This window comes from Pseudomonas sp. PDM32 (genome assembly GCF_019219225.1).
GTDB lineage: Bacteria > Pseudomonadota > Gammaproteobacteria > Pseudomonadales > Pseudomonadaceae > Aquipseudomonas > Aquipseudomonas laurylsulfatiphila.
The window spans coordinates 293,842-310,156 of sequence record NZ_JAHUWE010000002.1; the positions used below are offsets into that span (position 1 = coordinate 293,842).

General features: G+C 60.4%; 13 protein-coding genes. 9 read left to right on the forward strand and 4 right to left on the reverse strand.

Going from position 1 to position 16,315, the window contains the following annotated elements; genetic code table 11:
* Positions 1-249 precede the first annotated feature (249 nt).
* On the forward strand, positions 250-465 hold the full coding sequence (gene rmf / locus KW846_RS04825; protein WP_003223300.1) for a ribosome modulation factor: 216 nt from the start codon (positions 250-252) through the stop codon (positions 463-465).
* Between the two features lie 283 nt (positions 466-748).
* On the opposite strand, the gene KW846_RS04830 is transcribed toward rmf, so the two are convergent.
* A complete protein-coding gene (locus KW846_RS04830) occupies positions 749-1,768 on the reverse strand; it encodes a quinone-dependent dihydroorotate dehydrogenase (protein ID WP_218481500.1) in 1,020 nt (339 codons plus the stop codon).
* Between the two features lie 228 nt (positions 1,769-1,996).
* On the opposite strand from KW846_RS04830, the gene KW846_RS04835 reads away from it, so the two are divergent.
* From KW846_RS04835 to cobA, 8 genes are all read left to right on the forward strand, one after another.
* Positions 1,997-3,208, forward strand: coding sequence for a CmpA/NrtA family ABC transporter substrate-binding protein (locus KW846_RS04835; protein WP_218481501.1), 1,212 nt, complete (start codon positions 1,997-1,999; stop codon positions 3,206-3,208).
* A gap of 15 nt (positions 3,209-3,223) precedes the next feature.
* A complete protein-coding gene (locus KW846_RS04840; protein WP_015096057.1) occupies positions 3,224-3,799 on the forward strand; it encodes an ANTAR domain-containing response regulator in 576 nt (191 codons plus the stop codon).
* Positions 3,800-4,100: 301 nt separating this feature from the next.
* On the forward strand, positions 4,101-5,312 hold the full coding sequence (locus KW846_RS04845; RefSeq protein WP_095965153.1) for a NarK/NasA family nitrate transporter: 1,212 nt from the start codon (positions 4,101-4,103) through the stop codon (positions 5,310-5,312).
* A gap of 7 nt (positions 5,313-5,319) precedes the next feature.
* Positions 5,320-6,987: a bifunctional protein-serine/threonine kinase/phosphatase gene (locus KW846_RS04850; RefSeq protein WP_218481502.1), complete on the forward strand. Its 1,668-nt coding sequence runs from the start codon at positions 5,320-5,322 to the stop codon at positions 6,985-6,987.
* A 290-nt stretch (positions 6,988-7,277) separates the two neighbouring features.
* Complete coding sequence (nirB, locus tag KW846_RS04855) at positions 7,278-9,731, forward strand: nitrite reductase large subunit NirB (RefSeq protein WP_007971499.1); 2,454 nt, start codon at positions 7,278-7,280, stop codon at positions 9,729-9,731.
* Positions 9,728-10,045, forward strand: a complete 318-nt coding sequence (nirD, locus tag KW846_RS04860) for a nitrite reductase small subunit NirD (protein ID WP_007971500.1) — start codon at positions 9,728-9,730, stop codon at positions 10,043-10,045. The genes nirB and nirD overlap by 4 nt, the downstream gene beginning before the upstream one ends.
* On the forward strand, positions 10,045-12,762 hold the full coding sequence (locus KW846_RS04865; RefSeq protein ID WP_218481503.1) for a nitrate reductase: 2,718 nt from the start codon (positions 10,045-10,047) through the stop codon (positions 12,760-12,762). The genes nirD and KW846_RS04865 overlap by 1 nt, the downstream gene beginning before the upstream one ends.
* A 10-nt stretch (positions 12,763-12,772) precedes the next feature.
* Positions 12,773-13,570 (forward strand): uroporphyrinogen-III C-methyltransferase, encoded by a 798-nt coding sequence (gene cobA, locus KW846_RS04870; RefSeq protein ID WP_218481504.1) that lies wholly within the window; start codon positions 12,773-12,775, stop codon positions 13,568-13,570.
* Between the two features lie 84 nt (positions 13,571-13,654).
* Here the strand turns inward: cobA and KW846_RS04875 are convergent, their stop codons facing one another.
* The 3 genes from KW846_RS04875 to KW846_RS04885 form a co-directional block, all read right to left on the reverse strand.
* Positions 13,655-14,701 (reverse strand): OmpA family protein, encoded by a 1,047-nt coding sequence (locus KW846_RS04875; RefSeq protein ID WP_007971503.1) that lies wholly within the window; start codon positions 14,699-14,701, stop codon positions 13,655-13,657.
* A gap of 107 nt (positions 14,702-14,808) precedes the next feature.
* Positions 14,809-15,399, reverse strand: coding sequence for an RNA polymerase sigma factor SigX (gene sigX, locus KW846_RS04880; protein WP_075949123.1), 591 nt, complete (start codon positions 15,397-15,399; stop codon positions 14,809-14,811).
* Positions 15,400-15,489: 90 nt separating this feature from the next.
* A complete protein-coding gene (locus KW846_RS04885) occupies positions 15,490-16,314 on the reverse strand; it encodes a mechanosensitive ion channel domain-containing protein (protein ID WP_007916401.1) in 825 nt (274 codons plus the stop codon).
* Position 16,315: the final 1 nt, after the last annotated feature.

Below are 16,315 nucleotides of genomic sequence, written 5' to 3' on the forward strand. Positions count from 1 at the left end.
GGCTAATAAATACGCTACAAACACTCTGTTACTTATGGCCTTAACACATGAATGGTTACGTCCTTATGACAAAACGATCATTCCCTCGATGTGACGCATTGGTTAGAACTCAACTCAGGTTGGCGCCGCAATGACGCCAACACCTTGGCTCGTCACGCCGGCAACGAGCCCCCAACGGCAGAGTTTTTCTGCCAGACCTCAATAGAGGTCAACGCGATAAATACAGTCAACAAGTGAGGGCAACACCCTATGAGAAGACTTAAGCGTGATCCGTTGGAAAGAGCATTTTTGCGCGGATATCAATATGGCGTTGGTGGGAAATCCCGTGAGCTTTGCCCATTTACTCTACCGTCGGTACGCCAAGCCTGGATCAACGGCTGGCGAGAAGGACGCGGCGACAACTGGGACGGTATGACCGGCACTGCGGGAATCCACAGACTCAACGAACTTCACGCCGTCGGCTAATTACAGGGCACAACACTCCGACACGACAATCTGATTTTGTACTGAATTAACCACGCACGTCCCATCCGGACGGCGGGCTGCGGCCCAGGGGCTCCTTTAAAGGGGCCCTTTTTTATGCCTGCTCCAAACTCAGCGACGATACCCTTGTGGCGAGGGGGCTTGCCCCCGTTCGGCTGCGAAGCAGCCGTGTTTTTTCCTGGCACACCGAGTCGTTTGTTTTCGGGGCCGCTTCGCGACCCAACGGGGGCAAGCCCCCTCGCCACAAAAAGCCCCCAAGCAGGGCTCAGCGCAGGGCTGCGATGGCGTCTACGGACTCGCGAATCAGCGCCGGGCCCTTGTAGATGAAGCCCGAATAGATCTGCACCAGACTCGCGCCTGCGGTGATTTTCTCTGCGGCGTGCTTGCCTTCGGTAATACCGCCGGCAGCGATGATCGGCAGGCGACCACCCAGCTCCGATGCCAGCACCTTCACGGTGTGGGTACTCTTGTCGCGAACCGGTGCGCCGGACAGACCACCGGCCTCGTCGCCATGTTCCATGCCTTCGACGCCGACGCGGCTCAGGGTGGTGTTGGTGGCGATGACCGCATCCATTCCGGTTTCGATCAGCGCTTGTGCAACCTGTGCGGTCTCCTCGTCGCTCATGTCCGGCGCGATCTTGATCGCCAGCGGTACATGCTTGCCATGACGCAAGGCCAGCTCCGCGCGGCGCTCGGCCAGATCGGCCAGCAACTGCTTGAGCGAGTCGCCGAATTGCAGGCTGCGCAGGCCCGGCGTATTCGGCGAACTGACGTTGACCGTCACATAGCTGGCGTGGGCGTACACTTTGTCCAGGCAGATCAGGTAGTCGTCCACGGCCCGCTCGACCGGCGTATCGAAGTTCTTGCCGATGTTGATGCCCAGCACGCCCTTGTATTTGGCCGCCGCCACGCGGGCCAGCAGGTGGTCGACGCCGAGGTTGTTGAAGCCCATGCGATTGATGATCGCCTCGGCTTCCGGCAAACGGAACAGGCGCGGCTTGGGGTTGCCCGGCTGCGGACGCGGGGTGATGGTCCCGATTTCGACAAAACCGAAACCCAGTTGGGCGAATCCATCGATGGCCGCGCCGTTCTTGTCCAGACCGGCGGCCAGGCCCACCGGGTTCGGGAAGTCCAGGCCCATGACACTCACCGGCTTCTTCGCCGGAGCCTTGCACAACAAGCCGTTGAGTCCAAGACGCCCGCCCGCGCCGATCAGGTCCAGGGACAGATCGTGGGAGGTTTCCGGGGAGAGTTTGAACAACAACTGACGGGCCAGGGTGTACATGGGCGGATTTGACTCGATTGGCGGCGAATTGAGGCGGCGATTATAGCCGGGCTACGGGGTGGCAAGCGAGGCGCGCGTTCAAATCAGCAGTTAATGGCATATGCCTTGCACCATTCCGGGCACCAGCACCCCTGCCAGCGTCGGAATGGGTGCAAAGACAATGGCGTCGTCCCCGGCCTGCCCCTGCACGGACCCGGGACGACGTTTTTTTTGCAAGGTGAACGCGCGATGAACGAACCGTCAGCCGGCCCTCTGGCCTGGGTCAATGGCAGCGATGCCCCGGAAAAAACCGAAATCAATCTCGGCTTCATGGCCCTGAGCGACTGCGCCTCGGTGGTGGTCGCCGCCACCCAGGGCTTCGCCCAACCCCACGGCTTGACCCTTAACCTCAAGCGCCAAACGTCCTGGGCCAACCTGCGGGACAAGCTGGTGAGCGGCGAACTCGATGCCGCGCACAGCCTCTACGGCCTGATTTACGCCGTCCACTTGGGCATCGGTGGCGTGGCCGCGACCGACATGGCGGTGTTGATGGGCCTGAATCAAAACGGCCAGAGCATCAATCTGTCCCGCGGCTTGCAGTCGCTTGGGGTGACCAGTCCTGAGGCATTGGATCGGCACGTGCACCAAACTCGCCCAAAACTCACCTTCGCCCAGACGTTTCCTACCGGCACCCACGCCATGTGGTTGTATTACTGGCTCGCCAGCCAGGGTATACACCCGCTGCTGGATGTCGACAGCGTCGTGGTGCCGCCGCCGCAAATGGTCGCCCACCTGCGGGCCGGGCGCATTGACGGGTTCTGTGTCGGCGAACCCTGGTCCGCCAGCGCCGTGCAACAGGACCTCGGTTTCACCCTGGCCACGACCCAGACCCTCTGGCCCGATCACCCGGAAAAGGTCCTCGGCTGCACCCGTGCGTTCGTCGAGCAATACCCCAATACCGCGCGGGTGTTGGTGATGGCGGTGCTGGAAGCCAGCCGCTTCATCGAACAAAGCCGTGAAAATCGTCGCAGCACCGCGCAATTGCTCAGTGCCGCGCAATACCTCGATGCGCCGCTGGAATGCATCGAGCCGCGCCTGCTGGGCGACTATGTCGATGGCCTGGGCAATCGCTGGCAAGACCCGCACGCCCTGCGCTTCCATGGTGAAGGCGAGGTCAATCTGCCGTACCTGTCCGACGGCATGTGGTTCATGACCCAGTTCCGTCGCTGGGGCTTGTTGCGCGATGACCCGGATTACCTCGACGTGGCCCGCCAAGTCCATCAACTAGACTTGTATCGTGAAGCGGCCGGCGCGGCAGGTGTCGCGGCACCGGGCAAGGAGATGCGCAGCAGTCAATTGATCGACGGCAAGATCTGGGACGGTTCGGACCCGGCCGGTTATGCCCGCAGCTTCAAACTGCACGCCATGAGCGACAGCTCCAACCGATCCGCCAGCCGCTGACAGGAGACGACGAACATGCTGCGTATCCTGCTGATCAACGACACCGCGAAAAAAGTCGGACGCCTGAAGGCCGCCCTGACCGAGGCCGGATTCGAAGTGATCGATGAGTCCGGCCTGACCATCGACTTACCCGAACGCGTCGAAACGGTGCGTCCGGACGTGATTCTGATCGATACCGAGTCACCCGGCCGTGATGTCATGGAGCAAGTGGTGCTGGTCACTCGCGACCAGCCGCGACCGATTGTGATGTTCACCGACGAACATGACCCCGATGTGATGCGCCAGGCGATCAAGTCCGGGGTCAGTGCCTACATCGTCGAAGGCATTCACGCCCAGCGCCTGCAGCCGATTCTCGATGTGGCCATGGCACGTTTCGAAAGCGATCAGGCTTTGCGTGCCCAGTTGCAGGCCCGCGACCAGCAACTGGCCGAGCGCAAGCGCATCGAACTGGCCAAAGGGCTGCTGATGAAAATGAAGGACTGTAACGAAGAAGAGGCCTACACACTGATGCGCCGCCAGGCGATGAGCCGCCAGCAGAAGCTGATTCAAGTGGCGGAGCAGATTATTGCCATGAGTGAATTGTTGGGTTGAGCAACAAAAGATCGCAGCCTTCGGCAGCGCCTACAGGAGCACACATTCCCCTGTAGGAGCTGCCGAAGGCTGCGATCTTTTCCAAAGTGGCACAGATCTGGCAAAGCAATCACCACAGGTAACCAACGGCGGTTGCCCCACCTACGACAAAGACGTCGCTCACCTCATTTGCCCTTGGCGGATCGGGTGGCGGCGTTTTTTCGTTTTGGCCCCACAGCACGGGGCCGGTGGAGCGGCCGTAGCGGCGCCCCACCTGCAAGCTCATGACTCCTTTCGAGACTCTTCACAGCTGAGGTGCGCAATGAATTCAAGCTTCTGGAAATCCGGCCATACCCCCACATTGTTCGCAGCCTTCCTCTATTTCGACCTGAGCTTCATGGTCTGGTACCTGCTCGGCCCTCTGGCAGTACAGATCGCCGCCGACCTGCACCTGACGACACAGCAACGCGGGCTGGTGGTGGCCACGCCGATTCTGGCCGGGGCGGTCTTGCGTTTTGTCATGGGGATGCTGGCTGATCGCCTGTCGCCCAAAACCGCCGGCCTGATCGGCCAGGTCATCGTGATCTGCGCGCTGTTCGGCGCCTGGAAGCTCGGCATCCACAGCTACGAGCAAGCGCTGCTGCTGGGTCTGTTCCTCGGCATGGCCGGCGCGTCCTTTGCCGTTGCCCTGCCCCTGGCCTCGCAATGGTATCCGCCGCAGCATCAAGGCAAGGCCATGGGCATCGCCGGCGCCGGCAACTCGGGTACGGTATTCGCCGCCTTGATCGCCCCGGTACTGGCGGCGGCGTTTGGCTGGAGCAACGTGTTCGGTTTCGCCCTGATTCCGCTGATCCTGACCCTGATCGTCTTTGCCTGGCTGGCGAAAAACGCCCCAGAGCGACCAAAAGCCAAATCCATGGCCGACTACTTCAAGGCCCTGGGTGATCGTGACAGCTGGTGGTTCATGTTTTTCTACAGCGTGACGTTCGGCGGCTTTATCGGCCTGGCCAGCGCCCTGCCCGGCTATTTCAACGACCAGTACGGCCTGAGTCCGGTGACGGCCGGTTACTACACGGCGGCCTGCGTGTTCGGCGGCAGCCTGATGCGGCCCTTGGGCGGCGCGCTGGCTGACCGGTTTGGTGGCATTCGAACCCTGTTGGCGATGTACACCGTCGCGGCGATCTGCATTACCGCGGTCGGTTTCAACCTGCCGAATTCCTACGCCGCACTCGCACTTTTCGTCTGCACCATGCTCGGCCTGGGTGCCGGTAATGGCGCGGTCTTCCAGTTGGTGCCGCAGCGGTTTCGTCGGGAGATCGGTGTGATGACCGGCCTGATCGGCATGGCCGGCGGCATCGGTGGTTTTGCCCTCGCGGCCGGCATGGGCGCGATCAAGCAAAGCACCGGCAGCTATCAACTGGCGCTGTGGTTGTTCGCCAGCCTCGGCATTCTGGCGTGGTTCGGCCTGCACGGCGTGAAACGGCGCTGGAGAACCACCTGGGGTTCGGCGGCCGTGACGGCTGCGCGGGTCTGACGCCTCGATGAGCCTGCAACTGAGTTTCGCCGAAGCCAGCGCCATCGGTCCGCGCGAGGAAAATCAGGATGCCCTGCGCCTGGTCACGCCGACCCCGGCGCTGGCGGCGAGCAAAGGTTACCTGTTCGCCATCGCCGACGGTGTCAGTCAGTGCGCCGATGGCGGACTGGCGGCCCGTTCGACACTGCAGGCCCTGGCGCTGGATTACTACGCCACGCCGGAAACCTGGAGCGTGGCGCAGGCACTCGATCGCCTGTTGCTGGCGCAAAACCGCTGGTTGCAGGCCAATGGCGGCGGACAACCGCTGCTGACCACCCTCAGTGCGCTGGTCCTGCGTGGCCGGCGTTTTACCCTGGCCCATGTCGGCGATTGCCGGGTGTATCGCTGGCACGCCGACCGATTGCAACGAATCAGCGAGGACCACGTCTGGGACCAGCCGGGCATGCAGCACGTGTTGAAACGGGCGCTGGGGCTCGATCAACACCTGGTGCTGGATTTTCTCGACGGTGAATTGCGTCTCGATGAAAGCTTCGTCCTGCTCAGCGACGGTATCTGGGCCGTCTTGGGCGATACCGCCATTGCGGCGATCCTGCGTGATCAACCGGACTTGCACAGCGCTGCGCAAACCCTGGTCAATGCCGCACACCTGGCCGGCAGCCAGGACAACGCCAGCGCCTTGCTGGTGCGGGTCGATGCCCTCGGTGAAGCGAGCCTTGGCGATGCGTTGATTCACTTGCAACAATGGCCGCTGCCGCCAGCCCTGAAGCCGGACCAGTCTTTCGAGGGCTGGCAGGTTGAAGGGATCGTCGCGCAGAGTCAGCAATCGCTGCTTTATCGCGTGCGCGACACTCAGCAACAACCCTGGCTGCTGAAAACCCTGCCGGGGCGCCTGCACGACGATCATCAGGCCGGGCAAGCGTTACTGTCGGAAGAGTGGTTTCTCAAACGCGTGGCCGGTCGCCATTTTCCTGAAGTCCATGTCGCCAGTCAGCGTCAGCATTTGTACTACGTGATGCGTGAATATCCGGGTTCCACCCTGGCTCAGCGACATGAGCAAAGCGGACCATTGCCACTGGCCCAATGGCAAGACATCGCCGAACGCTTGCTGCGAGCGGTCGGCCTGTTGCATCGACGGCAGATTCTGCATCGCGACATCAAACCGGAAAACCTGTTGCTGGGGGACGACGGTGAGTTACGCCTGCTGGATTTCGGCCTCGCCTACTGCCCCGGTCTCTCGCAAGACCTGCCCTGGGCTCTGCCGGGTACACCCAGTTACATCGCGCCGGAAGCCTTTCGTGGCGACGTGCCGACACCACAGCAGGACCTGTATGCCGTTGGTGTGACCTTGTATTTCCTGCTCACCGGGCACTATCCCTATGGCGAAATCGAAGCGTTCCAGCGCCCGAGGTTTGGTCTCCCGGTCAACGCCAGCCGCTACCGGCCCGACCTGCCGGACTGGATCGCCCATCACCTGGAACGCGCCGTTGCGGCGGCCCCCGAACAGCGTTTCGAAACGGCGGAAGAATGGTTGCTGCTAATTGAGCAAGGCGAACGCCGCAGTTTGAGCGTGCGCCCCAAACCCTTGCTGGAGCGCGAGCCGCTGAAAGTCTGGCGAACATTGACGCTGGTATCGCTGCTGCTCAACCTGGTGCTGCTGGTAGTGGCGCTCCATTAGCGGGCAACGCGCCTTGAATCGGTGCATTCCCTCGCGACCCTGCCCTTGCGAACGGGAAGAACGCCAGCAAACACGGGACCTGAGCGACTTGGCACAACCACTGCATTACCCTTTTCAACAGACATAAAGCGCAGGCTTCAACGACGAAGGCTGCTCTTCCCGAGAGAACGGGACCAGGACAAAGGCGTCCTCGCTAGGCAACTAGCGGGACGCCTTTTTTTGTTTGCGCAAAATTTGTCGAGCATGGCCTGAACCCTGATGAGGCAGGCCTGAGCTCCCCGGAGAACCTGATGAAAAAACTAAAACTGGTGATGATCGGCAACGGCATGGCCGGGGTCCGGACCCTGGAAGAACTGCTCAAGCTGAGCACAGAGCTGTACGACATCACGGTCTTCGGCGCCGAACCGCACACCAACTACAATCGCATCCTGTTGTCGCCGGTGCTGGCGGGCGAACAGACCTTCGAAGAGATCGTGCTCAACGACTTGGACTGGTACCTGGACAACAACATCAAACTGCTGCTCAATCGCAAAGTGGTGGAGATCGACCGGGTCAAGCGCCGGGTCATTGCCGAAGACGGCAGTGAAGCCGAATACGATCGCCTGCTGATCGCCACCGGCTCGACACCTTTCATCCTGCCCATTCCCGGCAACACCCTCGAAGGCGTGATCGGCTACCGCGACATCGCCGATACCCAGGCCATGATCGACACCGCGAAAACCTACCGGCACGCCGTGGTGATCGGTGGCGGCCTGCTCGGCCTGGAGGCCGCCAACGGCCTGATGCTGCGGGGCATGCACGTCACCGTGGTGCATCTCGGCGAGTGGCTGCTGGAGCGGCAACTGGACAAGACCAGCGGCCAGTTGCTGCAAACCGCCCTGGAGTCTCGCGGCCTGCATTTCCGTCTGTGTGAGCAAACCCAGGCTTTGCACGACGCGGGCAATGGCCGGGTCGGTTCGGTGCAATTCAAGAATGGCGACATCATCCCCGCTGACCTGGTGGTGATGGCTGCCGGCATTCGCCCCAATACCGAACTGGCGGAGAAATCCGGTATTCCGTGCAACCGCGGGATTCTGGTCAACGACACCCTGCAAACCTATGACCCGCGGATCTATGCCATCGGCGAGTGCGCCAGCCACCGCGGCATCGCCTATGGTCTGGTGGCGCCACTGTTCGAACAGGCCAAAGTCTGCGCCAATCACCTCGCCCAACTGGGTTTTGCCACCTACAAGGGGTCGGTGACCTCGACCAAGCTGAAGGTCACCGGCATCGACCTTTTTTCCGCTGGCGACTTCATGGGCGGTGAAGGTACCGAGACCATCACCCTTTCCGACCCGATTGGCGGGGTCTACAAGAAACTGGTGATCAAGGACGACGTGCTGGTCGGCGCCTGCCTGTACGGCGATACGGCCGATGGCGGCTGGTACTTCCGGCAGATCCGTGAAAACCACGCCATCAGTGAGATCCGCGATCATCTGATGTTTGGCGAAAACGCTTTGGGCGACGTAGGGCATCAGGGCCAGGACAAAGCCATGAGCATGGCCGACACGGCCGAAGTCTGCGGCTGCAACGGCGTGTGCAAAGGCACCATCGTCAAGGCCATTCAGGAACACGGGCTGTTCAGTGTCGACGAAGTGAAGAAACACACCAAGGCTGCCAGCTCCTGCGGTTCGTGCGCGGGTTTGGTGGAGCAGATCCTGATCAACACAGTGGGCGGTGCCGCCGACGTAAAACCGAAAAGCGAAAAGGCCATCTGCGGCTGCAGCGACCTCAACCACGGGCAAATCCGCCAGGCTATCCGCGAGCAGCACCTGCTGACCATCGCCGGCACCTTGAGCTACCTGAACTGGCGCACACCCAACGGCTGCGCCACCTGCCGGCCGGCGCTCAACTACTACCTGATTTCCACCTGGCCAGGGGAAGCCAAGGACGATCCGCAATCGCGCCTGATCAACGAACGCGCCCACGCCAACATTCAGAAAGACGGCACCTACTCGGTCGTCCCGCGGATGTGGGGCGGCGTGACCAATCCTTCGGAACTGCGGCGCATTGCCGACGTTGCCGACAAGTACAACGTACCGATGGTCAAGGTCACCGGCGGCCAGCGCATCGACTTGCTGGGGATCAAGAAGCAGGACTTGCCGGGTGTCTGGAAAGACCTCGACATGCCGTCCGGCCATGCCTACGGCAAATCCATCCGCACCGTGAAGACCTGCGTCGGCAGCGAGTTCTGCCGCTTTGGCACGCAGAACTCCACACAACTTGGCATTGAACTGGAACATGACCTGTTCAACATGTGGTCGCCGCACAAAGTGAAACTGGCTGTCTCCGGTTGCCCGCGCAACTGTTCGGAAGCGGGCATCAAGGACGTAGGAATCATCGGCGTCGATTCCGGCTGGGAGATGTACATCGGCGGCAACGGCGGGATCAAGACCGAAGTCGCGGAATTCTTCGTCAAACTGAAAACCGCCGAAGAAGTCCGCGAATACAACGGCGCATTCCTGCAGCTCTATCGCGAAGAAGCCTTTTACCTCGAACGCACCGTGCACTACCTGCAACGGGTCGGCATGGACCACATCAAGAAAGCCGTGCTGGAAGACCCGGAGCGGCGCAAGGCGCTCAACGATCGCCTGCAGTTCTCCCTGTCGTTCGAACAGGACCCGTGGAAGGAACGCCTGGAACAGCCGCAACTGAAAAAAGAATTCGACGTCATCCCCGTGAAAAACCTGGAGGTGCTGGCATGAACTGGCTGGATATCTGCGCACTGGATGAAATCAATGCCCTTGGCTCGCGAATCGTTGCCGGCCCTAAAGGCGACATCGCGATTTTTCGTACCAGCGACGATGAAGTGTTCGCCCTCGACGACCGTTGCCCGCACAAGGGCGGACCGCTGTCCCAAGGTTTGATCTACGGCAAACGCGTCGCCTGCCCACTGCACAACTGGCAAATCGACCTGGAAAGCGGCGAAGCCCTGGCCCCGGACGTCGGCTGCGCCCACCACCATCCGGCGCGGGTCGAAAATGGCCGAGTGATGCTGGCCCTGCGGGACGCAGGCTGATGGACCGCCAGATCACCGCGTCCACCTGCTGCTATTGCGGGGTCGGCTGCGGCGTGCTGATCGAGCATGACGGCGAGCGCATCCTCGGCGTCAGCGGCGATCCGGCACACCCGGCCAACTTCGGCAAGTTGTGCAGCAAGGGATCAACCCTGCATTTGACCGGCGACTTGACGGCAAGAGCGCTGTACCCGGAACTGCGCCTGGGCAAAGGCCTGGCGCGCAGCCGCACCGACTGGGATACCGCGCTTGATCACGCCGCCAGCGTTTTCGCCCAAACCATTGCCGAGCATGGCCCGGACAGCGTGGCGTTCTACATTTCCGGGCAGTTGCTGACCGAGGACTACTACGCCTTCAACAAACTGGCGCGGGCGCTGGTGGGCACCAACAACATCGACAGCAATTCACGGCTGTGCATGTCGTCGGCGGTGGTCGGCTACAAGCGCAGCCTGGGCGCAGACGCCCCGCCATGCAGCTATGAAGACCTGGAATTGAGCGATTGCGTGATGATCGTCGGCAGTAACATGGCCTACGCCCACCCAGTACTGTTTCGCCGACTGGAAGAAGCCAAATCCCGCCGGCCGCAGATGAAAGTCATCGTCATTGACCCACGTCGGACGGACACCTGCGATCTGGCTGACCTGCACCTGGCGATTTTGCCCGGCACCGATGTCGCCTTGTTCCATGGGATTTTGCATCTGCTGCTGTGGGAAGACTGGATCGACCGTGACTTCATCAAGGACCATACCGAAGGCTTGCCCGAGCTGAAGAAACTGGTGCGCGATTACACGCCGCAGATGGTGTCGCAGCTCTGCGGAATCAGCGTCGGGCAATTGCAGCAATGTGCTGAATGGGTCGGTACTTCACCGTCTTTCCTGTCGCTCTGGTGCATGGGGTTGAACCAGTCCACCGCCGGCAGCGCGAAAAACAGTGCATTGATCAATCTACACCTGGCCACCGGGCAGATTGGCCGTCCGGGTGCAGGTCCGTTCTCCTTGACCGGTCAGCCGAATGCCATGGGCGGGCGGGAGACCGGTAGCCTGTCCAACCTGCTGCCGGGTCATCGTGACGCCGCCAACCCTGAGCACCGTGCCGACGTGGCCGCCTACTGGGGTGTTGATCAACTGCCTGAGACCCCGGGGCTGACTGCCATCGAGTTGTTCGAGCAGGTGGGCAGCGGCAAGATCAAAGCCTTGTGGATCGCCTGCACCAACCCCGCGCAGTCTCTTCCCGATCAGGCGGCCGTGCGCGCGGCGCTGGAGGCCTGCCCGTTCGTGGTCTTGCAGGAGGCCTTTCGCACCACCGAAACCGCCAGGTTTGCCGACCTGTTGTTGCCCGCCGCCAGTTGGGGCGAAAAGGACGGCACGGTGACCAACTCCGAACGGCGTATTTCCCACGTCCGCCGCGCGATCGCCGCACCGGGCGAAGCGCGTCCGGACTGGACGATCACAGTGGATTTCGCACAGCGCCTGGAGAAACATCTGCGCCCGGAAGCCACCAGCCTGTTTGCCTTTGACACTCCGGCGCAGGTCTTCGACGAATACAAACAGCTGACGCGGGGCCGGGATCTGGATTTGTCCGGGATCAGCCACGGCTTGATCGACACCATCGGCCCGCAACAATGGCCCTTTCCTGCGGGGTCCAGCGCAGGCACCGCGCGCCTCTATCTCGACGGCATTTTCCCGACTTCCAGCGGACGCGCGCAGTTCGTGGCCGATCCGTATCGCGCCGCCAAGGAACAACGGGATGCGCGCTTCCCTCTGACGCTGATCACCGGTCGTCTGCGCGATCAGTGGCACGGTATGAGCCGCACCGGCACCGCCGCGCAGTTGTTCGGCCATGTCAGTGAAGCCGTGTTGAGTCTGCACCCGGATGAACTGCGCAGGCATCGCCTGCAAACGGGTGATTTGATCAGCCTGAAAAGCCGCCGCGGCGCGGTGATCGTGCCGGTCGCCAGTGACGACAGCGTGCGTCCGGGCCAAGCCTTCTTGCCGATGCATTTTGGTGACCGCTTTCTCAAGGGGGGCGTGAACAGCCTCACCCTGCCCGCCTTCGATCCGTTGTCGAAACAACCGGAGCTCAAACACAGCGGTGTGCGCCTGGAACCGGTGCAATTGCCTTGGCACCTTTTCGCGCTGATTGAGGGCGATGTCCAACAACACTTTGAGACTCTACGCCCCCTCTGCGAGACGTTTTCCTACGTCAGCCTCAGCCTGACCGGTCGTGAGCGCCCTGCGCTGCTCATACGCGCTGCCAGCACCACGGCGCCGGATCCGCAACTGCTGCGCGATATCGATCAATGCCTGGGGCTGAACGATGGACCGGTGCTGGCCTACGACGATCCACGACGCTCCATCGGTAAGCGGGTGCGAATCGAGAACGGCCGGATCACCGCGATCCGCCTGGCAGGTGAAACCCTCGCCCGGCACTGGCTGCAAAACCTCTGGCTCGAAGGTCGCGCAGATGAACAGCTACGGCGCTGGCTGCTCGCGCCCTTGAGTGCCCCGCCGGGCCAGGTTGACGCCGAAGTGATCGGTAACAAAACCCTGTGCAACTGCAAAAACGTCAGCCACAACGCGGTCTGCGCTGGCATCCGCCGCGGCCTGGACTTGTCGGGTTTGAAACAAGAATTGGGCTGCGGCACGCAATGCGGCTCCTGCGTCCCGGAAATCAAGCGTTTGCTGGCCGCTACCGCGCAGCCGCAAGCCGCCATCTCGTGAGGAAAACACTATGAGCGCAAAAGTCTGGCTGGTGGGTGCAGGTCCCGGTGATCCTGAATTACTGACCCTCAAAGCTGTTCGGGCGTTGAGAGAGGCGGATGTCGTGCTGATCGACGATCTGGTCAACGATGCGGTGCTGGAGCACTGCCCCGGCGCGCGGATAATTCCTGTGGGTAAGCGCGGCGGTTGTCGTTCAACGCCGCAAGCCTTTATCCATCGCCTGATGTTGCGTTATGCCCGTCAGGGTAAATGCGTGGTACGACTCAAAGGTGGCGACCCATGCATCTTCGGGCGTGGCGGTGAAGAAGCGCAGTGGCTGCGCGAGCGTGGTGTCGAGGTTGAGCTGGTCAATGGCATCACCGCCGGCCTGGCGGGCGCGACGCAATGCGATATTCCATTGACCCTGCGCGGCGTGGCACGAGGGGTAACGCTGGTGACCGCCCACACTCAGGATGACAGCAGCCTGAACTGGCAAGCGCTGGCCCAAGGTGGCACGACACTGGTGATCTACATGGGAGTGGCGAAGCTCAGTGAAATTCGCGAGCAACTGCTGGCCGGTGGAATGGCAGCCGATACGCCCGTGGCAATGATCGAAAATGCTTCCCTGCCGCATCAACGGGAATGTCGAAGCAACCTGATGGCAATGGAGGACGACGCCTGTGCCTTCGAGTTGAAAAGCCCGGCGATCCTGGTGATCGGTGCCGTGGCGGCCTGTGATGAGATCAAAAGATCGCAGCCTTCGGCAGCTCCTGCACGGGTTCGGCATTTATCCCTGCAGGAGCTGCCGCAGGCTGCGATCCTTCAGTAGCAATGCAAAACCAATGCTGAACCCCAAATCGCAGACAAAGAAAAGCCCGGCCTGAGCCGGGCTTTTCTCAGAGCTGCGGGCTAATTACTTAGCTTGAGCTTCAACCTGCGCTTCTACGCGACGGTTAACAGCGCGACCAGCTTCAGTTTTGTTGTCAGCAACTGGGCGGGATTCGCCGTAGCCAACAGACTGAACGCGGGACGATTCAACACCGTACTGGTTGGTCAGAACTTGCTTAACGGCGTTTGCACGACGCTCGGACAGTTTCTGGTTGTAAGCGTCAGGACCGACGGAGTCAGTGTGACCTTCAACAGTAGTGGTGGTGGATGGGTACTGCTTCATGAAGTCAGCCAGGTTCTTGATGTCGCCGTAGCTGTTTGGCTTGACTACCGACTTGTCGAAGTCGAACTTCACGTCCAGCTCTACACGAACGACTTCAGCAACAGCTGGGCAGCCATCAGCGTCAACAGTTACGTTGGCCGGGGTGTCCGGGCACTTGTCGACGTTGTCGCAAACGCCGTCGTTGTCGCTGTCGGAGCAGACTTCTGGTGCTGGAACCGGAGCAGCAGCAGGCTTGTTGCCGCCACCGAAGTTCACACCCAGACCTACGGACGGGATGTAGTCCCAACGGCCGTTGTCCAGCTTGTAGTCAGCTTCTACGCCAGCACGAGCGTAGACGTTTTCGAGGAAGTAGTACTTCAGGCCAGCGCCAGCAGTCAGGAAAGTCGACTGGTCACGACCGGTGTGGCCGTCAGCGGCTACGTTGGTCATGCTGCCGTGCTTGACACCACCTTGAACGTAAGGACGCAGAGCGTCGCCAGCGTTGTTGAAGTGGTACTGAGCGTTCAGACCGAACTGGTCGCCCTCGATCTTCTGGTTGCCGGTGTTGTTGTTCGAACGGGTGTAGTCATCGTTGTTGTAGGTGAAGTTCAACGATACGTCGTCGGTCAAGAAGTAACCGATGGAGGCGCCAGGAGTGTAGCCGTCTTCAACGTTGTTAACGCTGTCGTTGTACTTCTTCCCGTAGTTGAGCTCGCCTTCAACTGCGCCTTGGCCTTGTGCCAATGCGCCGAACGAAGTAGCGGCAATAAGAGTACCAATGGCCAAGCCCAAGGTGTTTTTCAGTTTCATCCGTTAAATCCCCATCTGGTGATTGTGAAGCAGTCCCGCAAACCGGGGGACAACTCGGCGGCAAGTCTAACAGAACTTGCCTACACGTAAGAGATATTTGCGCTGAACTAAGTTTCAGCAATGCCTGCAAATTTCTCACGCAATTTATCTAGAGCGCGTTTGTACCGCATTTTTGTTGCACTCAAACCCATATGCATGATGTCTGCGATCTCCTGAAACTCCAGCTCTGCGACAAAACGTAGCACCAGAATTTCCCGGTCAATCGGGTTCACATACACTAACCAGCGATCAAGTCCACCCTTTTCCTCAGGTTTCGGCGCCTTTTCTTCGGACGCCTCCTCGAGGGGGTCAAGACTCAATGCGTCCATCAAGCGACGCTTTCGCCGTTCCTTCCGATACTGTGTGATGCACTCGTTGTACGTGATGCTATATAGCCATGTCTTGAACTTCGATTTGCCCTCGAAGTTCTTCAGACCATACAGCACCTTCAGCATGACCTCCTGACAGACATCGTCTGCATCGCGATCGTTCCCGAGATATCTTGCGCACACATTAAATAATGTTCGCTGGTAACGCCGCATCAGTTCTTCGTAGGCGCGTGTTACGTGAAACAGCTCGGTATGCGAGCGCGCGACCAACTCCTCATCAGAGAGCTCGCGGGGGTCGTAGCGCATGGATAGCGATTGAGCTTTATTCAAAACAAGTCGGGCCGACAGTCAGGTCAATATCCTCCGCAGCCAGCGTCAGCTGGAATTTTGCGGCGGCATACATTAGCAGGGTTTGCCGGGTTAGCGGCTACTCACATGCTGCTCGAGGAGGATCCGATTGGAAAGAGAGACTAGCTCACCCTCATCGGTCAGCAATGTGGTTTTAACCGTGCCGATCTCTTCGATCTGGCCTTCGACCTCGCCAACACGCACTTGTTGCCCAACCTGGTACAGCTCACGCACGTAGATTCCCGCAAGAATCTGGCCGGCAATTTCCCGGCTTCCCAACCCCATGGCCAGCGCTACCGCCAGACCAACGGTTATCAGCACAATCACGATCACGTGGTTCAGCAGGTCGGTCTTGACCTCCAACTGGCTGATCGCCACCGAAATACTGATGATGATCACCAGGCCCTGGGCAATTCGTCCAAGCCCTGAAGCATAGTCCAGACCCACGCCTTCTGCCGCTCCGCGCACCAGCCCGTTGGCCAGTTGCGCCAGCAAGACACCTACCAGCAACACCAGCGCCGCGCCGAATACCTTCGGCAAATACAGCGCAAGCATATCCAGCGTAGCTGATACTCGCTCAAGTCCAAGGGATTCTGCGGCAGAAACCAGAAAAATAAGCAGAACGAACCAATAGACGATCTTGCCGATCAGGGTCGAAATGGGAACCTGCAGGCCGGCGCGGGACATCAGCTTGGTCAGGCCGGTGCCGCCCATCAAGCGGTCCAGGCCCAGTTTGGCGAGCAATTTGGAAAGCAGGGTGTCCAGCAGTTTGGCCACGACAAAACCCAACAGCAGCACAACCAGTGCGCCGAACAGGTTTGGAATGAAGTTCGCAACCTTGGTCCACAACGCAGTCATTGCAGTGACGAGGCTCTGTGTCCAGAGATCAAGTTCCATA